The sequence below is a fragment of the Streptomyces kunmingensis genome (assembly GCF_039533535.1).
Lineage (GTDB): Bacteria > Actinomycetota > Actinomycetes > Streptomycetales > Streptomycetaceae > Streptomyces > Streptomyces kunmingensis.
The window spans coordinates 438,924-461,441 of sequence record NZ_BAAATS010000018.1; the positions used below are offsets into that span (position 1 = coordinate 438,924).

The 22,518-nt window shown below is 70.6% G+C and carries 16 protein-coding genes and 1 pseudogene; 7 read left to right on the forward strand and 10 right to left on the reverse strand.

Going from position 1 to position 22,518, the window contains the following annotated elements; all coding sequences use genetic code 11:
* Window positions 1–155: 155 nt before the first annotated feature.
* On the reverse strand, window positions 156–776 hold the full coding sequence (locus ABD366_RS23610) for an alpha-ketoglutarate-dependent dioxygenase AlkB (protein WP_324771786.1): 621 nt from the start codon (window positions 774–776) through the stop codon (window positions 156–158).
* Between the two features lie 123 nt (window positions 777–899).
* On the opposite strand from ABD366_RS23610, the gene ABD366_RS23615 reads away from it, so the two are divergent.
* The gene (locus ABD366_RS23615; RefSeq protein WP_324771787.1) at window positions 900–2,111 is read left to right on the forward strand and encodes a pyridoxal phosphate-dependent aminotransferase; all 1,212 of its coding nucleotides are present in this window, start codon (window positions 900–902) and stop codon (window positions 2,109–2,111) included.
* Window positions 2,112–2,241: 130 nt separating this feature from the next.
* Window positions 2,242–2,649, forward strand: coding sequence for an SCO4983 family protein (locus ABD366_RS23620; RefSeq protein ID WP_324771788.1), 408 nt, complete (start codon window positions 2,242–2,244; stop codon window positions 2,647–2,649).
* 242 nt (window positions 2,650–2,891) lie between these two features.
* On the opposite strand, the gene ABD366_RS23625 is transcribed toward ABD366_RS23620, so the two are convergent.
* Entirely contained in the window at window positions 2,892–4,781 is a 1,890-nt protein-coding gene (locus tag ABD366_RS23625) for a phosphoenolpyruvate carboxykinase (GTP) (RefSeq protein WP_324771789.1), read from the reverse strand.
* A gap of 286 nt (window positions 4,782–5,067) precedes the next feature.
* Between ABD366_RS23625 and trhA the strand changes: the two genes are divergently transcribed.
* The 3 genes from trhA (at window position 5,068) to ABD366_RS23640 (ending at window position 8,054) form a co-directional block, all read left to right on the forward strand.
* Window positions 5,068–5,751, forward strand: a complete 684-nt coding sequence (gene trhA, locus ABD366_RS23630; RefSeq protein WP_324771790.1) for a PAQR family membrane homeostasis protein TrhA — start codon at window positions 5,068–5,070, stop codon at window positions 5,749–5,751.
* Window positions 5,752–5,874: 123 nt separating this feature from the next.
* Complete coding sequence (locus tag ABD366_RS23635; RefSeq protein ID WP_324771791.1) at window positions 5,875–7,440, forward strand: MFS transporter; 1,566 nt, start codon at window positions 5,875–5,877, stop codon at window positions 7,438–7,440.
* Between the two features lie 5 nt (window positions 7,441–7,445).
* On the forward strand, window positions 7,446–8,054 hold the full coding sequence (locus ABD366_RS23640; protein WP_324771792.1) for a TetR/AcrR family transcriptional regulator: 609 nt from the start codon (window positions 7,446–7,448) through the stop codon (window positions 8,052–8,054).
* A 40-nt stretch (window positions 8,055–8,094) separates the two neighbouring features.
* On the opposite strand, the pseudogene ABD366_RS23645 reads toward ABD366_RS23640, so the two are convergent.
* From ABD366_RS23645 to ABD366_RS23665, 5 genes and pseudogenes are all read right to left on the reverse strand, one after another.
* Window positions 8,095–10,488 (reverse strand): annotated as a pseudogene (locus ABD366_RS23645) (galactose oxidase early set domain-containing protein).
* Window positions 10,485–11,642 carry a glycosyltransferase family 2 protein gene (locus tag ABD366_RS23650; RefSeq protein WP_324771793.1) on the reverse strand — a complete coding sequence of 386 codons (1,158 nt, stop codon included), beginning with the start codon at window positions 11,640–11,642 and terminating at the stop codon, window positions 10,485–10,487. The pseudogene ABD366_RS23645 and the gene ABD366_RS23650 overlap by 4 nt, the downstream one beginning before the upstream one ends.
* Entirely contained in the window at window positions 11,639–13,264 is a 1,626-nt protein-coding gene (locus tag ABD366_RS23655; RefSeq protein ID WP_324771794.1) for a phospholipid carrier-dependent glycosyltransferase, read from the reverse strand. The genes ABD366_RS23650 and ABD366_RS23655 overlap by 4 nt, the downstream gene beginning before the upstream one ends.
* A complete protein-coding gene (locus ABD366_RS23660) occupies window positions 13,261–14,490 on the reverse strand; it encodes a glycosyltransferase (RefSeq protein ID WP_411293792.1) in 1,230 nt (409 codons plus the stop codon). Before ABD366_RS23660 ends, ABD366_RS23655 begins: the two co-directional genes overlap by 4 nt.
* Before the next feature lie 194 nt (window positions 14,491–14,684).
* Entirely contained in the window at window positions 14,685–16,715 is a 2,031-nt protein-coding gene (locus ABD366_RS23665) for a thioredoxin domain-containing protein (RefSeq protein WP_324771797.1), read from the reverse strand.
* A 118-nt stretch (window positions 16,716–16,833) separates the two neighbouring features.
* On the opposite strand from ABD366_RS23665, the gene ABD366_RS23670 reads away from it, so the two are divergent.
* On the forward strand, window positions 16,834–20,040 hold the full coding sequence (locus ABD366_RS23670) for a tetratricopeptide repeat protein (RefSeq protein ID WP_324771798.1): 3,207 nt from the start codon (window positions 16,834–16,836) through the stop codon (window positions 20,038–20,040).
* A gap of 1 nt (window position 20,041) precedes the next feature.
* On the opposite strand, the gene ABD366_RS23675 is transcribed toward ABD366_RS23670, so the two are convergent.
* From ABD366_RS23675 to mca, 3 genes are all read right to left on the reverse strand, one after another.
* Window positions 20,042–20,626, reverse strand: a complete 585-nt coding sequence (locus ABD366_RS23675; RefSeq protein ID WP_324771800.1) for a dihydrofolate reductase family protein — start codon at window positions 20,624–20,626, stop codon at window positions 20,042–20,044.
* Between the two features lie 88 nt (window positions 20,627–20,714).
* Window positions 20,715–20,963: a hypothetical protein gene (locus ABD366_RS23680; protein WP_324771801.1), complete on the reverse strand. Its 249-nt coding sequence runs from the start codon at window positions 20,961–20,963 to the stop codon at window positions 20,715–20,717.
* Complete coding sequence (mca, locus tag ABD366_RS23685) at window positions 20,956–21,837, reverse strand: mycothiol conjugate amidase Mca (RefSeq protein ID WP_324771802.1); 882 nt, start codon at window positions 21,835–21,837, stop codon at window positions 20,956–20,958. The genes ABD366_RS23680 and mca overlap by 8 nt, the downstream gene beginning before the upstream one ends.
* A 131-nt stretch (window positions 21,838–21,968) precedes the next feature.
* Between mca and ABD366_RS23690 the strand changes: the two genes are divergently transcribed.
* Window positions 21,969–22,370, forward strand: coding sequence for a DUF4307 domain-containing protein (locus tag ABD366_RS23690; protein ID WP_411293790.1), 402 nt, complete (start codon window positions 21,969–21,971; stop codon window positions 22,368–22,370).
* The last annotated feature ends 148 nt before the right edge of the window (window positions 22,371–22,518 follow it).

Below are 22,518 nucleotides of genomic sequence, written 5' to 3' on the forward strand. Positions count from 1 at the left end.
GCGCCCCATGGGGCTGCGGCGAAGCCGCATGCTCCAGGGGCGCGGGGAACTGCGCGAGAAGCCCCACCGGGGCCGCGGACGAACGACGTCTTCGGGGGCGCGGGGAACTGCGCGACCAGCCACAATGCAACCCGCACCCGGCGGACGAGCCCCCCTCACCGCACCCCGTGCGGCCGGAACTGGATGCTGATCCGGGGCCCGGTCGCCCGCGCCGACTTGGGGATCGCGTGTTCCCAGGTCCGCTGGCAGGAGCCGCCCATCACGATGAGGTCGCCGTGCCCGAGCGGCCTGCGCACGGTCGGCGCGCCGCCGCCCAGCGGCCGGAGCAGCAGATCGCGCGGCGCCCCGACCGAGACGATGGCGACCATGGTGTCCTCGCGGTCGCCGCGCCCGATCCGGTCCCCGTGCCAGGCGACGCTGTCGCGCCCGTCGCGGTAGAAGCAGAGCCCGGCCGTCGTGAACGGCTCGCCCAGTTCCTCGGCGTAGTGCGCGGAGAGGGCGTCGCGGGCGGTGCCGAGCACGGGGTGCGGCAGCGGCTCGCCGGCCCCGTAGAACTTCAGCAGCCGCGGCACGTCGACGACCCGCTCGTACATCTGCCGCCGCTCGGCCTTCCACGGGACGCCGGACGCGAGGTGTTCGAACAGTGCGTCGGCGCCGCTCAGCCAGCCCGGCAGTACGTCGATCCAGGCCCCGGCCCCGAGCACGGTGCGCCGCACCCCGGCGAGGGCGCCGAGCGCGGTCTCCTCGGCCTGGTCGAAGAGGGATCCCTGAAGCATGGTTCCAGCGTAGCGAATGAATAGAACAAACGCTCGAACACGGCCTCCCAGCTGCCCATCGTGTCCCATCTCACCCGGCAGAACAGAGGGCGCCGCCCGGGAACCCGGCCGTAAGGTCGGACCATGCAGCTCATCCAGTCGACCAAGCTCGCCAACGTCTGCTACGAGATCCGGGGCCCGGTGCTCGAGGAGGCGATGCGGCTGGAAGCAGCCGGCCACCGGATCCTGAAGCTGAACACGGGCAACCCGGCGGCGTTCGGTTTCGAGTGCCCCCCGGAGATCCTGGAGGACATCCTCCGCAACGTCGGCGACGCGCACGGCTACGGCGACGCCAAGGGCCTGCTCGCCGCCCGCCGCGCGGTGATGATGCACTACCAGACCCTGGGCGTGGAGACCGACGTCGAGCACGTCTTCATCGGCAACGGCGTATCCGAGCTGATCGTGATGGCGATGCAGGGGCTCCTCGACGACGGCGACGAAGTGCTCGTCCCCGCTCCCGACTACCCGCTGTGGACCGCCGCCGTCTCACTCTCCGGCGGCACCGCCGTGCACTACCGCTGCGACGAGCAGGCGGACTGGATGCCGGACCTCGCCGACATCGAGCGCAAGGTGACCGACCGCACCAAGGCGATCGTCATCATCAACCCGAACAACCCGACGGGCGCCGTCTACAGCGACGAGATGCTGCGCGGCCTCACCGACATCGCCCGCCGCCACAACCTCCTCGTCTGCTCCGACGAGATCTACGACAAGATCCTCTACGACGACGCGACGCACACCCCGACCGCCGCCATCGCCCCGGACCTGCTCACCCTCACCTTCAACGGCATGTCGAAGGCGTACCGGGTGGCGGGTTACCGCGTCGGCTGGATGGCGATCTCCGGTCCGCGCGCGCACGCGGAGTCGTACATCGAGGGCCTGACGATCCTCGCGAACATGCGCCTGTGCGCGAACATGCCGGGTCAGCACGGGGTCGTCGCGGCGCTCAGCGGCCGCCAGACGATCAAGGATCTGGTGCTTCCGGGCGGCCGCCTGAAGGAACAGAGCGATGTCGCCTACGACCTGCTCACGCAGATTCCCGGCGTCACCTGCGTCAAGCCCAAGGGCGCGCTCTACCTCTTCCCGCGCCTCGACCCCAAGGTCTTCAAGATCAAGGACGACCGGCAGATGGTGCTCGATCTGCTGCGCGCCGAGAAGATCATGGTGGTGCAGGGCACCGGGTTCAACTGGCCGGAGCCGGACCACTTCCGCGTCGTGACCCTGCCTTCGACGCGGCAGCTGACCGAGGCGGTGACCCGGATCGGGAACTTCCTGGACGGGTACGGGCAGCGGTGACCACCCCTCCCTCACCGCCGCGCCCCGGCCCCACCCCCCGCGCCGCTTCTTTGGACAGGTTCTAAATTAGACAGGATCTAAGGTACGATGGAGGCCAAGTAACTACCTGTCCGTTGCCTGGAGGCCTTCCATGTACGAGCCGATCCGCACCAAGTCGGTCCACACGATGGCGGCCGACAGCGACTTCCCGCACCGCTCCCGCGAGGAGGAGCTGGACATCCAGCTCGCCGGACACCTGTCGGCGCTGCTCGCCCTGACCGACGAGCTCCGGCTCGCCGCCGGGGACCCGGAGCTGGACGCCGCCGCGGGTGAGCTGGCCGCTCAGATCAGCCGGCTTCGGGGCGGGCACCCGCCGGTCCGCTCGACCGTGGCCGCCGCCGTGCACGAGCCGCATGTCGCCGCTCTCCACCAGCGGGCGCATGCGCTTGCCGGGCGGGCGCTGGTCGTTGCGGCATCCCGGGCGGATACAGCGGCCGCGATCCTGGCCGCCCGCCGCATGGAGTACCACGCCAACGCCGGCCGCTTGATAGCCGCCTAGGGCGCGGGGCTGTGTCGATATGCGGCTCCGCCGCAGAGCCGCATAGGGGCGCGGGGCTGTATCGATATGCGGCTCCCCCGCGTGGGCGCGAGCAACCCACGAAAAGCCGCGGACGCAACTGCTCATGTACGAGCAGTCGCGTCTGCGGCCTTTTCGTGGCTGAGCGCGCAGTTCCCCGCGCCTTTTAAGGGCGCGAATCGCCCCCCGCACGCCATTGTGCGGGGGCCCGATTCAGGTCCGGCCTAGCCGAGTCGCTGCACAAGCTTCCGGTACTCGTCCCACAACTCCACCGGCGTGTGAGCGCCGAAGGTGTTGAGATGCTCGGGTACCAGCGCAGCCTCCTCGCGCCAGACCTCCTTGTCGACGGTGAGCAAGAACTCCAGGTCGTCCTCGGCAAGATCGAGGCCGTTCGTGTCCAGGGAGCCCTTGGCCGGAAGGATGCCGATCGGGGTCTCGACACCCTCCGCCCGTCCGTCGAGGCGGTCCACGATCCACTTCAGGACGCGGCTGTTCTCACCGAACCCGGGCCACACGAAGCGGCCCTTCGCGTCCTTGCGGAACCAGTTGACGTAGTAGATCTTCGGGAGCTCGGCGGCGTCCTTGCCCTCCGCCACCTTCACCCAGTGGGCCATGTAGTCGCCCATGTTGTAGCCGCAGAAGGGCAGCATCGCGAACGGGTCGCGGCGCAGCTCGCCGACCTTGCCCTCGGCGGCGGCGGTCTTCTCCGAGGCCACGTTGGCGCCGAGGAAGACGCCGTGGTTCCAGTCGAAGGACTCGGTCACCAGCGGGACCGCGGACGCGCGCCGGCCGCCGAACAGGATCGCCGAGATCGGTACGCCCTTCGGGTCCTCCCACTCGGGCGCGATGATCGGGCACTGCGCGGCCGGGGTGGTGAAGCGGGCGTTGGGGTGGGCCGCGGGGACGCCCGACTCGGGCGTCCAGTCGTTGCCCTTCCAGTCGGTGAGGTGGGCCGGGGTCTCCTCCGTCATGCCCTCCCACCAGACGTCGTTGTCGTCGGTGAGCGCGACGTTCGTGAAGACGGAGTTGCCCCAGAGCGTCTTCATCGCGTTGGCGTTGGTGTGCTCACCCGTGCCGGGCGCGACGCCGAAGAAACCGGCCTCGGGGTTGATCGCGTAGAGCCTGCCGTCCTCGCCGAACCGCATCCAGGCGATGTCGTCGCCGATCGTCTCGACGGTCCAGCCGGAGATCGTGGGCTCCAGCATGGCGAGGTTGGTCTTGCCGCACGCGGAGGGGAACGCGGCGGCGACGTACTTCGACTCCCCCTGCGGCGGCGTCAGCTTGAGGATCAGCATGTGCTCGGCGAGCCAGCCCTCGTCGCGGGCCATGACGGAGGCGATGCGCAGGGCGTAGCACTTCTTGCCGAGCAGGGCGTTGCCGCCGTAGCCGGAGCCGTAGGACCAGATCTCACGGTCCTCGGGGAAGTGCGAGATGTACTTCGTGGAGTTGCACGGCCACGCCACGTCCGCCTCGCCCTCGGCGAGCGGGGCGCCCAGCGTGTGCACGGCCTTCACGAAGAAGCCGTCGGTGCCGAGCTCGTCCAGGACGGGCCGGCCCATCCGGGTCATCGTGCGCATGGAGACGGCGACGTAGGCCGAATCGGTGATCTCGACGCCGATCGCGGACAGCGGCGAGCCGAGCGGGCCCATGCAGAAGGGGACGACGTACATCGTCCGGCCTTTCATGGAGCCGCGGAAGATCCCCCCGTTCCCCTCGTTGCCCCGGAAGATCTCCCGCATCTCGGCGGGGGCCTTCCAGTGGTTCGTGGGGCCCGCGTCCGCCTCCTTCTCGGAGCAGATGAACGTCCGGTCCTCGACCCGCGCGACATCGGTCGGGTCGGAGGCGGCGTAGTAGGAGTTCGGGCGCTTGATGGGGTCGAGCTTCTTGAAGGTCCCCTTGGTGACGAGTTCCTCCGCAAGCCGCTCGTACTCGGCCTCGGAGCCGTCGCACCAGACCACACGGTCCGGCTGGGTCAGTTCGGCGATCTCGTTGACCCACGAGATCAGTTCCTGGTGCTCGGTCGGGAGGTTCTCGGTGGGGAGGTGGTCGCTCGGGAGGGTGAGAACCGGGGCTGTATCGGTCCGGGAGGGGGGAGCCGCGATGTCGCGCGCCACGATCGCTCCTAAATGAGGGTGTTGTGTTGGTTGCCCCGTGGGGGCTGCGACCCGGACGCTGCGCCTCCCGTCCACTGGATCCCAGCGAGCGCTCATCCGGTGCCGACCGCACTCATATGATCATCGATCCGTTTCGCCCATCTGTCCAGGGGGCCTCACACTTGAGCGACGTGAGCATCGCCACTCGGCCGCGGGGGCTTATCGATCAGGACTTCGGGTTAACCCCCGGTGAGAACTGACACTGCCCATATCCACCGCCTACGGTCCCGTAGGTACGATGAAGGCCATGAGCGTCGCCGCGGAGCAGCCCGAAATCCCCATCCCAGAACCCTCTTCGCTGAAGCCGAAACTGCGCGGCTGGCTGCACGCGGGCATGTTCCCGGCCGTGCTCGTCGCCGGCATTTTCCTCACCGCCCTGGCCGACTCCACGCGCGGGCGCGTGGCCTGCGGCATCTTCGTCCTGACGGCCTGCCTGCTGTTCGGTGTGAGCGCGCTCTACCACCGGGGGAACTGGGGGCCGCGTGCGGACGGTGTCCTGCGCCGGCTCGACCACGCGAACATCTTCCTGATCATCGCGGGCACGTACACGCCGCTGACCATGCTGCTGCTGCCCGGCTCCAAGGGCGAGACGCTGCTGTGGGGCATCTGGGTAGCCGCTGCGGCGGGCATCGCCTTCCGGGTCTTCTGGGTCGGCGCCCCGCGCTGGCTCTACACCCCCTGCTACATCGCGATGGGCTGGGCGGCGGTCTTCTTCCTGCCGGACTTCATGCGGGAAGGCGGCGTCGCGGTGCTCGTCCTGGTGATCGTGGGCGGGCTCCTCTACAGCGCGGGCGGTGTCATCTACGGCATCAAGCGGCCGAACCCCTCGCCGCGCTGGTTCGGCTTCCACGAGGTCTTCCACTCGCTCACCCTCGCGGCGTTCGCCGTGCACTACGTCGGCATCTCCCTGGTGGCCTACCAGCACTCCTGACGCCCCCACTCCCCCTCCACGCAGGGCCGCGGCTCCCCAGCCGCGGCCCTTTTTCGCGCCCACTCACACGTGAGAGTGAATGTATATTGACAGTCGCCATGAAGTGACAGCTACTATCAATTCATGGTTACCGTCACTCAGCAGGTTGAGCTGCGCCTGGATCCCCGGCGCTGGTGGGCCCTCGGGGCCCTGGTCGCGAGCATGCTCGTGCTCGGTTTCGACATGACGATCCTGAACGTGGCGCTCCCCACGATCACCGAGCGGCTGGGCGCCACCACCGGCCAGCAGCAGTGGATGGCGGACGCCTACGTGGTGGTGTTCGCGGCGCTGATGCTCCCGGCCGGACTGCTCGGCGACCGCTTCGGGCGGCGCCGCATACTCATCGGCGGACTCGGCGTCTTCCTCGCGGCGTCCGTCGTGGGCGCCCTCGCCACCGACGTGCCCTGGGTGATCGTGGCCCGCGCCCTGATGGGCGTCGGCGGCGCCTTCGTGATGCCGCTCGCCTTCTCCGTACTGCCCTCGCTCTTCCCGCGCGACGAGCAGACCAAGGCCCTCGGCATGATCTCCGCGGCGTCCGCGCTCGGCATGCCGCTGGGACCGATCCTCGGCGGCTGGCTGCTGAACCACTTCTGGTGGGGCTCCGTCTTCGTGATCAACGTGCCGATGGTCGCCCTCGGCATCACCGCCTGCCTGCTCCTGCTGCCGGAGACGAAGGACCCGGCGGCGCCCAAGGTCGACATCGTCTCGACGGTGTTCACCGCGCTCGGCCTCGGCGCCCTGATCTACGGGATCATCGAGGGCCCCGCGAAGGGCTGGACCGACCCGGTCGTGCTCGGCGCCTTCGCGGCGGCCGTCCTGCTGCTCGGCGCGCTCGTCCTGCGCGAGCGGCGCAGCTCGCGTCCCATGCTCGACCTCACGCTCCTCGCCCACCGTGGCTTCCTCACCCACACGCTCGTCGCGACGCTCGGCATGTTCGTGCTCGCCGGCCTGATGTTCGTGCTGCCGCAGTACCTCCAGGCCGTGCTCGGCACCGACTCGCTCGGCACCGGGCTGCGGATGATCCCGCTGCTGGCCGGGATGCTGGCCGCCGCGAAGCTCGCGCAGCCGCTCGTCGTGAAGTTCGGGGCGCGGTCGGTGATCTGCGTGGCGCTGGTCGTCCTCGCGTTCGCCGGGTTCCTCGGGGCGCGTACCACCGTCGGCTCCGGATACGGGTTCACGGCCCTGTGGCTGACGATCGCCGGGGTCGGGTTCGCCTTCGCCATGATTCCCGCGATGGGCGGCGCCCTCGCGACACTGCCCAAGGACCAGGCGGGCCGCGGCTCCGGTCTGCTGAGCACGGTGCGCCAGACCGGCAGCGCACTCGGCGTCGCGTTGCTCGGCGCTCTCATAGCGGGCGCGTACACGGCCCGGCTGAGCACGGCCGGTGTGTCCGGCGCGGCGGCGGACGCGGCACGGGACTCGGTGATCGGCGCCCATGTGGTCGCGGACCGGCTCGGCGACCGGGCTCTCGCGGCCTCCGCCGACGCCGCGTATCTGCACGGCATGAACCTGGCCCTGGTCGTCATCGGCATCACGGCGCTGGTCGCCGCGGTCCTGACGGCGGCCCTGATGCCCGGCCCCGCACTCCCTGGGCCGAGCGCCATGTCCGGTACGGAGGTGGCCCCCGTCAGCGCGGATGCCGGACAATGACGGTCATGGCCGCCTCAGCACAGACCCCGGAAGCCGGACTCGGACTCCGGGAACGCAAGAAGCTCAAGACCCGCATGACGATCCGCGAGGCGACGTACCGCCTGATCATGGACCAGGGGTACGACGCGACGACCGTCGAGCAGATCGCCGAAGCCGCCGAGGTCTCGCCGTCCACCGTGTTCCGCTACTTCCCGACCAAGGAAGACATCGTCCTCACCGACGAGTTCGACCCGATCCTCGAGCGGGAGCTGCGGGCACGGCCCACCGACGAGTCGATCATCGACTCCCTGCGGCACGTCATCGACCGCAGCCTGGACCTCGCGCTGGGCAGCGACGACCCCGAGGTGTCCCGGCTGCGCACCCGGCTCCAGGTGGAGGTGCCGGCGGTACGCAGCCGGATGATGGAGTCGATGTCGGTCACCGGACAGATGGTGTGCCGCGTCCTCGCCGAGCGCACCGGCCGCCAGGCCGACGACCTGGAGGTCCGGGTCTACGCGATGTCGGTGGTCGGCGCCCTCATGGAGGCCACGATGTACTGGGCCGAGCACGACCACGAGGGTGACCTGCGTGAGCTGGCGGTACGGGCCCTGGACACCCTGCGCGGCGGGCTGTAGGAGCGGGGACGCCCCCTCGCAGCGGGTCGCTGAACAGCCCTCATCTGTCTCCCTTTCCGCAGGCGAGGCCGTCCTTGTCCGGGTCGAGCCGGGCCGGGTCGTCCCGGCCGTTCACCTTCAGCCGGCCGTACTCCTGCTGTGACAGCCAGGCGCACCGCGCGGCCGTGGTCCGTTTCACCTGGGCGGGGAAGACCGTCGGCACGCACACGTTGACGGAGCCGTAGTGCCGGTCGCAACCAGAGACCGCCGGGCTGACGGGGGCCGAGTCGCGTGTGGCGCGCTTCGTCTTCGGCTCCGCCGTCAGGTCGGAGGCGAAGTCGTGGACGTGGGCGTCGGCGGAGGTCGCGGCCGGTGACGTCGGGCCGGTGAGGTGCACCCATTGGGCCACCGACGGCACCCCGTTCGCGTCGACGCCGAAGAGCATGTACCAGCCGGGCGGCGCCAAGTTCGGGTTCGACGTGACGTTCAGGTCGACGTTGTTGCCGTCCACCGAGAGCGGCAGGTCCACGTAGCGCTGGTTCGGGTCGGAGGAGTGCGTGACCGCGGCCGGGCGGATCAGCTCGGCCTTGGCGATCGGCCGGTCGACGGAGATGCGCTGCGTGTCCCCGTACTTCCACTCCTTGTCGATGACGGAGGTGATCGACGGGCGCTCGCCCTTGAGCAGGTACGGAGGCGTGTAGATGGACACGTTGTGGTTCCAGCTGCCGTTGCCCGGGTTGTCGCCGGTCGTCATGACGCGCCCGTCGGGGAGGAGGAACGCGGACGAGTGGTAGCCGCGGGCCTCGGGGTCCGGGGCGACGGGGTCGAACGTCGTGGTCGCCGGGTCGAAGATCGAGGACTCGTAGACCGGGTTCGCCCGGTTGTGGAGGGCGCCGCCGGTCTCCAGGACCTTGCCGTCGGGGAGCAGGACCGCGGACAGGTACATCTTGCCCTGGTTGCCGGTCTGGGCCTGCGGGCCGGCGCCCAAGTCGACCGTCCCTTGCGGGAGTTGGGGCCCGGCGACGTACTTCGGTGCCGCTTCCTTCAGGTCGATGATGTCGACGAGACGGCCGGCTTCCGGGTTGGAGTCGATGTTGCCGCCGCCCATCGTGAGGACCTTCTGGTCCTGCGCCGGAGGCAGCAGCACGCTCGCCGACTGGTCGCGCTCGTCCTTGCTCCGCAACCCCGGCACGTCGGTGATCGTGTTCTTGTCGTAGTCGTAGACCGAGGAGCCGGTGCCGGGTGTGCCGTTGCCGAAGACATGGCTGCCGGAGTAGAAGAGGCGGCCGTCCTGCATCAGGATCATCGACGGGTACAGGCCCCAGTACGACCAGGTCTGGTTGACCTTCCAGTTGGGCAGCCACTGCTCGGTCGCGGCGTCCCAGCGCTCCGCGGTGACGGACCCCGTGGAGTCCTCGCGCAGCCCGCCGAACGACATCACGTCCCCGTTGCCCATGACGGTCGCCGACGGGTACCAGTGGCCGTCGGCCATGTCGTTGGTCTTGCTGTACGTCTCGGTCGCCGGGTCGAAGAGGTACGAGTCCTTGTAGCCCTCGTAGCCGTGGGAGCCGTCCTTCGCCGGGTACGCCTTGTTGCCGCTCATCACCAGGACGCGGCCGTCGGCGAGCTGCACATGGCCCGCGCAGAACATGTCCTTGGGCGTCGGGATCTGCTTGTACGTGCCCTTCTCGGGGTCGTAGACCGCCGAGGTGAACGTGCCCGCCTCGAACATCTCCTCGCTGTTGCCGGAGCCCGCTATCAGCAGGATCTTGCCGTTGTGCAGGACGACCGAGTGCATGGAGCGGACCGGGTTCTGCGTGGGCAGCACGTCCTATCTGCCGTTCGCGCACTCCTCGGCGGTGCCGGTGCACCCGGCGGGCGGTACCGGGTCCGTGACCTGTTCCATCGTGTAGTCGTCGGTGGTCGCCGAGCCGGTGCCGTAGACGGAGACGCCCCAGCTGATCCGGTCGGTGCCGGCCGGCACCTCCGGCGTCCGCACACTCGCCTGCGCCCAACCCGCGCTCATATCCAGCGTCTTGAGGTCGGTCCAGTACTGCCAGCCGGCCGTCTTGTCGTGCCGGAACAGGGTGAGCGAGGCGTCCGGTGTCGTCGTCCGGTACCAGAGCCCCAGGTCGTACTGCTTGCCGACGGTGACGGGCGGCGCGCACTCGTCCGACTCGGTGATGAGCGCCTTGCGGTCGCCGTCGACGCGGCGGGTCAGCTCCACCTTCATGGCTTTGCCGCCGCTGTGCGCGTCGCCGGTCGTCGTGAACGTGAAGTCGTTGTCGCCCCAGCCGGACTGCTCCCAGCACGCCGGCATGACGCCCGTGCCGGCCGTCTCGAAGCCGGCGTTCTTGATGAGGTTGGCGGCGGACGCGGGCTGCGGCACGGCCATCAGGAGCGAGGCGGCCAGCGCCGTCACCCCCGCGAGCGCCGTCCTTCGGGTCAGTCTCATGCGGCGGCTCTCCTTGCGTAAACCAGCGCCTCGGTCCCCGCGAAGCGCAGCACGAACGTGGTGACGAGGGCGAGGGCCGTCGCGGGCAGCGCCGCGAGCCCCCACTCCTGTACGAACAGGGCGATCAGCGGGATCCGCAGCACCAGATCCGCGTTGGCGAGCAGCGCGAAGCGGGCCGTGCGGTCGGCCCAGTGCCGGTGGCGGCGCCGGTCGCGGAAGAGGAGACCCTCGATGAGCAGGAAGTTCCAGACGACGCCCGCCTGGTTGGCGAGGACCTCGGCGGGCAGGTAGTGCAGGCCCGCGCCGGTGAGGGCGGACAGGGCAAGGAGGTTGGGGACGAAGCCGGTCAGGCCGATGAGGCCGAAGACCACCATGCGGGCCATGGCCGACGCCGTACGCAGCTCGACCAGATGGCGCAGATACCGCAGGCCTTCTCTGAGGCTCGACTTGGACTCGCCCGCGAACCGCTCCTGGAACACGAAGGGCGTCTCGGCGACCCTCAACCGGCCGTCTCGCAGCGCCAGTTCGAGCAGGATCTTGTAGCCGTCGGGCCTGAGCCCCTCCGTCCGTACGGCCGCGCGGCGGATCGCGAAGAAGCCGCTCATCGGGTCGCTGACGCCGCTCAGCCCGCGCGGGAAGAGCCCTTTGGCGAGCCAGGTCGAGGCGCGTGAGACGGCGACCCGGTAGCCGCCGGACAGACCGGCGCGGCTGCCGCCCTTCACGTACCGGCTGGCGACGACGAGCTGGGCGCCGTCGGCCTCGCCGCGCGCCACCAGCTCCGGTATGAGGGACGGCGGATGCTGGAGGTCCCCGTCCATCACCACGACCCAGTCGGAGGTGGCGGCCTTGATGCCCTCGACGACGGCGCCGCCGAGGCCGCCGGCCGGTTCGTCGCGGTGCAGGACCGACACCGGGAACGGGCAGTCCTGGGCGAGCTCCCGGATCACGCGGGGCGTGGAGTCGGTGGAGTCGTCGACGAAGACGACCTCGCAGGGCAGCCGGCCCGGCACCGCCTCCGTGATGCGACGCAGCAGCTCCGCGACGTTGTCCTGTTCGTTGAAGGTCGGCACGACGACGGTGACGGCGCCGGGTTCGGCGACCCCCGCGCCTTCGAGGCGTGCCCCGGCCTCGGTGCCGTACTCGGGGAGGGTCATCGTGTCCCGCCTTCCTGGATGCGGCGGATCTCGATGCGGTCCTCGCCGGTGCCGAACGTGGCGACCGGCTCCGAGTGCCGCAGCGCGGCCCTGACGCCCGGCAGCTCGGCGGCGTCCCGGCGCACGGTCGGCGAGGCGACGACGTAGTCGAGGTCGCGCCAGCCGTGCGGCATCGTCCTGGTGACGGCCGGGTCGAGGTCCGCCTTGTAGAACCAGATGGCGCCGAGCCCCGGCTCGTACCCCGCGTGCACGAGGTCGAGCCAGAGCGCGTCGTCGACGAGGACCCGGGTGGACGCCGGGTCCGCCACCTCCTTCGCCATCCAGGCGGCGGCACCGCGGTAGGGCGCGTTGGCGTCGGTGGTCATGGCGGTGCGGTCCCCCTCGTACCAGCGGGGCACGACGAACCCGGCGGCGCAGGCGGCGAGGACGGCGACCGCCGTGAGGCGGACCCCGGCCGGCACCCTGGCAGGCCCTCGCAGCACCAGCGCGTGGACCACGCTCGCCGCCGCCCCCGCGATCACGAGCGCCAGGAAGGGCAGGGCCTGCACGATGTACATCGCGGGCAGATAGCCGGAGGGCCGCAGCGCGACCAGGGCGAGGACGGCGACCGCCAGGGCCGGGCCGGCCAGCGCCCGCGCCGAGACCGACCAGCGCAGCACGGCCAGCAGGAACAGGGCGCCCGCGAGCCCGCCGACCACCAGCACCTTGTCGTAGTACAGCCAGGAGTGCAGCACACCGTACGAGCCGGTGTCCGTGTCGAGGATGAAACCGGACCCCGGCCGGCTCATCTGGTACGCGATGCCGTCCCACAGGGAGACATGCCCGTCGCCGGGGAACAGCTCGCCCTTCAGCAGGGCGAACAGCGGATAGGAGAAGCCGACCAGCGCGCACGCCGTGATCGCGCCGGTCAGCGCGAACTTGCGGGTCGCCGGGTGCCCGTGCCGCCACATCGTGACCAGCAGCGCGGGCAGCAGGACGAGCATCGTCTCCTTGCTGAGCACGCCCGTCGCCGCCGCGAGCCCGGCCGCGAAGTGGTGCCACAGATGCCGGCTCGGGGACGCCGCCAGGCAGAACGCGAGCAGCAGCCACATCACGGCGATGTTGTCGAGGAAGATCTCCCGCTGGAGCACCACCGACAGCGGCGAGAGCCCGAACAGCGCCATCGCCAGCCCTGCCGCCCACATCGGCAGCCGCAGCCGCCGCGCGAACACGTACAGCAGGACCGCGCTCACGGCGCTGACGCCGAGCATGACCAGGCGCATCGTGCCGACCGTCATCGCCGACGGGTCGACGAGCGACGGGATCCAGCTGACGGCGGCCAACTGGAACCAGCCGAGCGGCGGATGGTCGTACCAGTACGTGTAGTGCGCCAGGCCCTCGCCCTGCTGCACGGCCCAGGCCTGGGCGAGGTAGGTGCCCTCGTCGTCGCTGAAGTTCGGGTAGCCGGCGATGTTCCAGCCCTGCACGAGGACGATGGCCGCGAGCAGCACCCCGCACAGGGCCAGATCGGCCGGGGAGCTGCGGAACCGGACAGCGCGTTGCGGGGTCCGCAGGCGGGCGGGGACACGGGTGGGCCGCGCGGCGGCGTGCTTGGCACGCGCCGCGGGAAGCGTCGCGGTCACGCGGGAACGTCCTCTCGGTCCGGTGCGCTCGCGCGGACCTCTTCGAGGTGGGCGCCCGTGTGACTGGTCAGCTCCCAGTCGCCGTGCCCGCGCTGCTCGCGCCAGACGGCACGGATCGCGGCCCCGGCGAGGAGCACCTGGTAGAACGGCCCGCCCACGATGAGCTTCAGATAGTGCGTGAGGCGCACCCTGAGCCCGTACTGCTTGCCGAAGTCGTGCAGTCCGACGACCTCGAAGACGAAGGTCACGAAGGCGGTGACGGCGGGCAGGAAGGTGATGAAGGCGATGCCGACGGGCACGTCCATGAGGAGCGCAACGGCCGCGTTCAGCGGAATGATCAGGCCGGTGAACGCCTGCAGGAACGGCGTCATCAGCGTGTACCGGGCGAGCAGCCGCTGCCGGGCGGTGGGCAGCTGCTTCCAGTCCTTCTTGCGGTAGACCTGGAGGAAGCCCTGGTTCCAGCGGGTGCGCTGCTTCAGCAGGGACATGAGCGTGCCGGGGGTCTCCTCCCGGGTCACCATGTCCGAGTCGTAGGCGACGACGACCTTCTTGCCGACGCTGGACAGGCGCACGCCCAGATCACAGTCCTCGGCGAGGCAGTTCGGATCCCAGCCACCCGCCTCCCTGAGCACCCCGGTGCGGACGAAGACGGTGTTGCCGCCGAGCGGGATGAACCCCTTCTGGGCGTGCAGGTGCAGGCGCGAGCGGAACCAGAAGAAGTACTCCAGGCAGTTGCGCAGGCTGTACCAGCTGGAGTGGAAGTTGATCAGCTGGACGCCGCCCTGCACGACGTCCGCGCCGGTGGCCCGGAAGGCGTGGTCGACGTGGGTGAGCAGGTCGTGGTGGACCTGGTCCTCGGCGTCGAAGACCCCGACGACGTCGCCGCGGCAGTACGGCAGCGCGGTGTTGAGCGCCTTCGGTTTGTTCTTCTTCGCGTGCGTGTCGACGACGACGCGTACCCGCGGGTCGCGCGCCGCGGCCTTCTCGGCGACGTCCGCGGTCTCCGGGTCGTCATGGCCGACGACGACGATGATCTCGAAGGCGCGGTGGCCCGATTCGAGCAGCCGCTGGATGGTGTGGTCGAGCACGGCCTGCTCGTGCCGCGCGGGCAGCAGCAGCGAGAAGGACAGCCCGCCGTGGTCGTCCGGGCTGTCGAAACGGGTGGAGGCCAGCACTTCCGGCGTGCGCCAGGCGTGCATCTGCCACCACAGGGTGAAGGCGGCCATCCAGAACAGGGCCAGTGATATGGCCGCTACGAGAGCAGCGCTGAGCACAGCGCCGGTATCGGTCGCTAGCAAAACAGATCCCCCCAGATCCCCCAGGCGCGGCAAGCAGCCACGCCCGCCCCACCGATGCAGCGAGGATATGGGGAATCTGTGAAAGTGGGGAGACCGTTGCATCAACTCCCTTGTTCAGTCTGTTAATGCTGCGTTTCGGACAAGATCCGGCTCAGCCGGTCGGCGTCCGTCTCGGGCGTGTCGCACACGAAGTGCCGGCACACGTACGCGGTCTCCTCGCCCCCGACACGCGGCCGGTCGGCGAGCAGCGGAAGTTCGCCACTGCCCTCCGGGCCCGCCGCGACGACGGCGCCGGGCGCGGTCCCGGTGAGCGCGGTGTGGTGCATCCGCCCGCCCACCTCGCCGACCACGGCGATCTCGCGGGGTCCGTCGAGCAGCGCCTCCGCGACCGCGAGCCCGTTCCCGATGAACCGCGGCGCGCGCGGGCCCAGCGCCTTCACGACGCCCAGCGCCCGCTCCGCCGCCGTACGGTGCGGCTCGGACCCGGTGTGCGCGGCGTACGAGAGCAGGGCCCCGGCCGCGGCGGTCCAGCCGGACGGAGTGGCGTTGTCGGTCGGGTCCTGCGGCCGCCGGATCAACTGCTCGGCATCCACGGCCGTGTCGTACAGGGCGCCGCTCTCCCGGTCCACGAACCGGTCGAGGACGTGGTCGAGCAGGAACCCGGCGAACTCCAGCCACACGCCCTCACCGGTCACGGAAGCGAGCGCGAGGAACCCCTCGGCGACATCGGCGTAGTCCTCCAACACTCCACTGTTACCGCCGACCTGCCCGTCCTTACTGGTACGCGAGATCCGCGCCAGCGGATCCATGTGCAGCCGCACCAGCAGATCGCCCGCGGCCACGGCGGCGTCCACGAGGTCCTGCCGCCCGAAGTACGCGCCGGTCTCGGCGAGTGCCGCGATGGCGAGGCCGTTCCACGCGGCGACCACCTTGTCGTCCCGGCCGGGGGCGGGCCTCTCCGCGCGCGCGGCCAGCAGCCGCTGCCGGATCCGCTCGATCTGCTCCCCGTCGAACACCTCGTCCGCCTGCGGCAGTTGCAGCACCGAGGCGCCCTCCTCGAAGGTCCCCTCCTCGGTGACACCGAAGTACCGGGCGGCGACAGCACCGTCCTGCGCGCCGAGCACCTCCTCCAACTGCCGCGGCGTCCACACGTAGAAGGCACCCTCGACGTGCTTGCCGCTCGCCGGGTCCTCACTGTCCGCGTCCAGCGCGGACGCGAACCCGCCCTCGTTCGTACGCAGTTCACGCACCATGAAGTCGGCCGTCTCCAGGGCCACGCGCTTGGCGAGCTCCGAGCCCGTCGATCGCCACAGATGCGCGTAGGCGCGGCACAGCAGCGCGTTGTCGTAGAGCATCTTCTCGAAGTGCGGCACCTTGAACTCGCGGTCCACGGAGTACCGCGCGAACCCGCCCCCGAGCTGGTCGTAGATCCCGCCGCGCGCCATCCGCTCGCACGTGTCGAGCGCCATCTGCAACGCGCCCTCGGCACCGGTCCGCGCATGGTGCCGCAGCAGGAACTCGATCACCATCGACGGCGGGAACTTGGGCGCGCCCCCGAACCCGCCGTACGTCGCGTCGTACTCCCGCGTCAGCCCGAGCAGCGCCTGCGCCAGCTCCTCCTCGCCGGGGACCTGGGCGTCCCCGAAGGACAGCTCCCGCCCCGCGAGATCCGCGGTGATCTTCGCGGCGACCTCGGCGACCTCGTCCCGCCGACCCGTCCACGCGTCGCGGACGCCGCCAAGGACCTGGGTGAAGGACGGCATGCCGTGCCGGGGCTCCGGCGGGAAGTACGTACCGAAGTAGAACGGCTCGGCGTCCGGCGTGAGAAACACGGTCATGGGCCAGCCGCCCTGCCCGGTGGCGGCCTGAACGGCCTCCATGTAGACGGCGTCGACGTCGGGGCGCTCTTCGCGGTCGACCTTGACGCTCACGAAGTTGTCGTTGATGACGGCGGCGGTGGCGTCGTCCTCGAAGGACTCGTGCGCCATGACATGGCACCAGTGGCAGCTCGAATACCCGACGCTGAGCAGCACCGGCACCCCCCGGCGCCGCGCCTCCGCGAAGGCCTCGGCCGACCAGGGCCACCAGTCCACCGGGTTCTCGGCGTGCTGGAGGAGGTAGGGGGACGTCTCATGGGCCAGTCGGTTCGGCATGTCTCCATCCTCACCCATGCCCGCCACGGTCGTGTCTTTGATCGCCGGGCCCCTCGCGCCTTCACCCCATACGCAGGACACTTGACCCGAAACTGTCGCCACCGGAGGGGGACCGAAGATGCGGGACAGCCATCGGGCCGAGGCCGAGAGGCTGTTGGCCCGGGCCGTCGAGGAAGAGGTCAGGCGTTCGGGCGGGCGGACGGACGGGAGCGTGCTGCTGTCGCGGGCGAAGGGCGCGCTCGACGCCATGGAGCAGACCGCCGCCGAGGAGTACGCGGCGTACACGCGGGCCCTGGACGAGTCCGCGGCGGGGCAGATGACGTTCGGGGAGCGGTTCGCCAAGGAGGGCGGGTCGACGCCGCTGATGGTGGCCGGGGTCGGGGCCGTCACCGCGGTCGTGGCCGATCTGGCGTTCGGGGCGGGCGCCGGAGTCGCCGTGGGCACCGGGGTGGCGGTGGCCGTGATCGGGGCCGCCGCCACCGTCGCCAAGGTGACCGCGTCGCATCTGCCGGCGGCGAGCCGCAGCGCGGGTGCGCTGAACCAGCCGGGCGGGCCCGAGCAGTTGCGGCTCCAGTGGCTGACGGCACTCGAGGTGCGGGGCATCCGGCCGTTCCTGGACCAGCAGCGGGTGCTCGCGGCCAGTACCGGTACGACGAAGAAGACGGCGGGGCCGGGAGCGCGGCGGACCGACAAGAGCGCGGCGGCGCGGCGGCGGAGCGTGCTCGAGCAGTCGTTCGGTCAGCTGCCGGTGCCGGAAGGGCCGTTCGCGGGGCGGCGGGTGGCCATGGCGCGGATCGCGCAGTGGGTGCACGCGGCGCGGGCCAGTACGGAGACGCGGCCGACGGTGGTGGTGCTGCACGGGGCGCCGGGTTCGGGACGTACGACGCTGGCGGTGCGGGCGGCGCACGAGCTGCGGGACCAGTTCCGCGGGGCCTGCGTCGTGGACCTGCGCGGGGACCGGGCGGACGCGGCGCCGCTGTCGACGCGGGACGCGCTGCTGCATCTGCTGAACCGGCTGGGCGCGCCGCGCGAGCAGTTGCTGTTCCGGGAGCGTTCGTCGCCGGACCAGCAGGCCAGGCGGTTGAGCGAGCTGTACCACCAGCATCTGACCGGGCTGCCGGTGACGATCGTCCTGGACGACGCCGACGACGCCGAGCAGGTGCGCACGCTGATCCCCGAGCGCTCGGACAGCCTCGTCGTGGTCACCGCGCGCAAACCGCTCGAACTCGCCGAGTCGACCCCGGCCTGGGTCCACCAGCTGCCGGTCGAGGCGCTGGACGCGGCGGGCTCGGAGGAGCTGCTGCGGGATGCCGCGGAGGACGCGAGCGGCCCCTACGACGCCGAATCGGCCGACGAGGTACGGGAGTTGTGCGGCGGGCTCCCGCTGGCGCTGCGCATCGCGGGTTCGGCGATCGGCCCGCGCACGACCCGGCAGCTGGCGGCGGATCTGAGTGCGTACGGGCCCGTGGAGCCGGTGGAGCGTGTCCTGTGGCTGCGCTACACCGACCAGTCGGACGCGGCCCGCAAACTGCTGCGCCGGCTCGCGCTCGCCGGGCGGGCCTCGCTCGGCGCGGCGGCCGCGGCGGCGCTGCTCGCCACGGGCGAGCCGGAGGCAGGCCGGCATCTGACGGCCCTGTCGCGCGCGGGTCTCATCGACCATGTCCGCGGCAGCCGCTACCGGCTGCACGACCTGGTCCGCTCCTTCGCGCAGGCGCGTCTCGCGGACGAGGAGGAGCCGGCCGAGCGCGCGGCGGCGCAGGAGCGCCTCATCCAGAACTACGCGGAGCTCGCCGACTCGGTGATCCGCCTGGTCGACGGCAACATGTCGACGCGGGCCGGGCAGCCGGGCCCGCACGGTTTCACATCGCTGGATGCGGCGCTGCGCTGGCTGGACGACGAGTCGAGCTTCATCACGGCGGCGCTGCGGCACGCGGAGGGTGTCAACCAGGACGCGGTCCTCGGTCTGCTGGGCGCGCTCTGCGACTACTGCCTGCTGCGCGGCGACCTCTACCGCCTCGGTGAGATCAGCGAGTTGACGCAGGCCATCGACCAGGGGCTGCTCGTGCGCTCGGTCCAGTGGCGCACGGGTATCGCGGCCCGCCAGCTCGGCGAGCTCGACAAGGCGCGGACGACGCTGTCCTCGGTGGTCGATCTGTACCGCGAGGCCCACCACCGGGCGGGCGAGGCCCGTGCCCTGTGCTCGCTCGGCATCACCCTGCACCACCAGGGTCAGCTCGGCGAGGCGACCGCCAAGCTGCGGGAGGCGCTGGATCTCCAGACGACGCCGGAGACGCGGGGTGACCGCGGCTGGACGCTGCACGCGCTGGCGGCCGTAGAGCGCGACCGCGCCCATGTCCGCGAGTCCCTGGCCCTGCTCACGGACGCGCTCGCGCTGCACCGGGAGAACGAGTCGCTGCACGGCGAGGCGTGGGCCCATTTCCAGCTCGGGCAGCTGCGTCTGCGCATGGGCGACCTGCCGCGGGCCGACGCCGAGCTCCGTTCGGCCCTCGATCTGTACGGCCGTACGCGGGACGGCCGCGGTGAGGCGTGGGCGCTGACCCAGCTCGCGCGGACCCGCCTCGTCGACGGCGACGCGTCGGCGGCGGTCGACGGCCTGCGCCAGGCGGTGTCCCGGCACCGCGACAACGAGGACGCGCGCGGGGAGGCCTGGACGTACTACTACCTGGGCCAGGCCCTGGAGGAGACGGGCAACCTCGACCAGGCGGTCCGCGAGCTGGAACGTTCACGCACGATGTTCTCCCGGATGCGGGACGTCTACGGGCTCGCGTGCGCCCGCCACCACTCGGCGCGGGTCACCCGGGACCAGCGGGCGGCGCAGACGGGTTCGCTGCGCAACTCGGGGTTCGCCCGTCAGCTGCTGGTGGACGCGCGCGCCGACTTCCAGCGCATCGGCGTCGCGCACGGTGAGGCGTGGACGTGCCTGGAGCTGGCGGTCGTCGACGCGGGCAACGCCCGCCTCCAGCAGGCGATGACGCTGTGCGAGGAGGCGGCCGTCCTCTTCGCGTCCTACGGCGACCGCCGGGGTGAGGACTGGGCCACGTTCCTGCGCTGCACGCTGCTCCCCTACGCCTCGCCGGGCGGCTCGGAGGTCGGCGCGGCGGTCGCGCAGGAGGAGTTGTCCCAGCTCGGCCGCACCGCCCACCCCACCCGCGACGGCAAGCTCGAGGACTACATCGGCGCGTACGGGCTGCTGCTCGAACGCGGGGTGGAGCTGGACGCGGGCTGGCAGGCCTGGCGCTTGGGCATGGTGCCGAACCGGCATGCGCGGGATGTGATGGGGGTGGTCGAGCCGACGGCGCAGTGAGTCACGCCTTGCGTACCCGGTACTGGAGGTGCAGCACCCGGTCGCCCTGGATGACCACGTGCGGGTCCTCCAGGAGCCGCTGTCCGTCCGCCGCGCCGAAGTAGCGCCGGCCCGACCCGAAGAAGACGGGGGCGACGTCCATGGCCACGATGTCGACGAGGCCGAGCGCGAAGGCCTGGCCGCCGATGGAGCCCGCGGTGATCGCCACGGACCGTTCGCCCGCGAGTTCCCTGGCGCGGGCGACGGCTTCGGGCACGTCGTCGGCGAAGTGGTAGTGCGACGCCTCGGGGTGCCAGTCGGCGGGGCGGGGCCGGTGCGAGACCACGACGACGTGCTCGCCGGCCGGCGGTTTCGCGTCCCAGCCGTTGGTGAGGTCGAACAGGCGCCGGCCCATGATCGTCACGCCGAGGCTGTCCCACATGGGCCGGGTGTAGTCGGCGGACGTCTTGGAGATCCGGAAACCGCCGCCGTCGCCGAGCGGCGTGTCCCCGTTGCCGTACCAGTCGAACAGCGGTCCGACCTGGTCCTCGGCGTCGGCGATGAAACCGTCCACGGAGACGACCGCGTGCATCAGTACAGGGCTCATACCTGTACGACCCGGCGCGCCCGCGAAACTCATCGCGAGCGCGCCCGGGGATTGCCGGGCGGGTCGGGGACCGCTAGGTCGGGGACCGCTAGGAGCGGTCGGACGCCTTGGCGGAGTCGGTCGCGGCGACCGGCTCGGCGCCGGCGCCCGCCTTCTCCTTGAAGTCGACCTTGCCCATGTGCCGGTTCATCGACTTCATCAGGCCCCAGACGGCGAGAGCCATCACCGCGAAGACGATGAAGCCGAGCACACCCGGAGTCACCTTGTTCTCGTCGACCTCCTGCGCGGCAAGGGGGACGAGATGGGTCATTGCCAGATTCGATGTCACATCAGGCATTGTGACGGACGCCCGCGAAGAGGTCGTCCTCGGGGAGGGAGGTATCGACGAGCGACTTCGCCAGTTCGTACTCCTCGGTGGGCCAGACCTCCTTCTGGATCTCCATCGGGACGCGGAACCAGCCGCCGTCCGGATCGATCTGCGTGGCGTGCGCGACCAGCGCCTTGTCGCGGATCTCGAAGAACTCGGCGCACGGCACGTGCGTGGTCAGCGTGCGCTCGACCCGGTCGAACTCGTCGAAACGCTTCAGCCAGTCCGCGTAGGGCGACTCCAGGCCCCGCTCGATCATGGCGTAATGCAGCGCTTCGGTGCGCGGCCGGTTGAAGCCCTGGTTGTAGTAGAGCTTGCTCGGCTGGAAGACCGGGCCGAATTCGTCCTCGGGGTACTTCTCCGCGTCGGCCGCTCCGTCGAAGGCCACCATCGAGATCTTGTGGGTCATGATGTGGTCGGGGTGCGGATACCCGCCGTTCTCGTCGTACGTCGTGATGACCTGCGGACGGAAGGAGCGGATCTGGCGCACCAGGGCGCCCGCCGCGTGATCGACGTCCTCCAGGGCGAAGCAGCCCTCGGGCAGCGGCGGCAGCGGGTCGCCCTCGGGCAGCCCGGAGTCGACGAAGCCCAGCCAGTCCTGCTTGACGCCGAGGATCTCGCGGGCCTCCTCCATCTCCTTGCGGCGTACTTCGTGGATGTGCTCCTCGATGTACTTGTCGCCCTGGAGCTTCGGGTTGAGGATGGAGCCGCGCTCGCCTCCCGTGCAGGTCACGACGTGCACGTCCACCCCCTCGGACACGTACTTGGCCATGGTGGCCGCGCCCTTGGACGACTCGTCGTCGGGGTGGGCGTGAACGGCCATCAGTCGCAGCTGCTCAGTCAAGACAAGATCCTCGGTGAATTAAGGCGCCCTGGTGTTATTCGGCGCAATGGGCGCTTCTATAGTGACCGAACCGGGGGGGCGGAAAATTCCGGCGCCCGGATGTTGGCGGGCGAGGCGAGAGGAACTGGCTGATGAGCGCCGTGCAGCAGCTGCCCGAGGGCCGCTACGGGTCGTCGCGCTCGGCCGACGCCCGCGCGGACCGGAAGCTGAAGATCGCCGCGATCGTCCTGGGGGCGCTGTTCGCCGCGATGATGTGCTGGTTCGGCTGGTACTACGTCGTGGGCAACAAGTTCAGCGGTGAGGTCATCGCTTTCAAGACGCGGGCCGACAGCGTCCAGGTGCATCTGGAGATCCGCAAGGACGCCGGTGCGAGCGGCTACTGCACGGTCCGCTCGCAGAGCGCGGACGGTGCCGAGGTGGGCCGCGCCGACTTCCGCTTCACGCAGCACGAGGAGCGGATCGACAAGGTCGTCACGCTGCGCACGACGGGCCAGGGCACGACCGCGGAGCTTCTCGGCTGTCACGCCGAGTGACTCGCGCCCCTTCAGCCCCAGAACCTCGGCGCTGACCTGCGTCGACGGAAATCTGGTGCCATATGTCCTCCCCCTTCGACCGCTGAATTGTTAGGCTCGTGGTTTCGCCCACCCGTGAGGGAACATCCTTCTGGGTAGGGCGATGCTT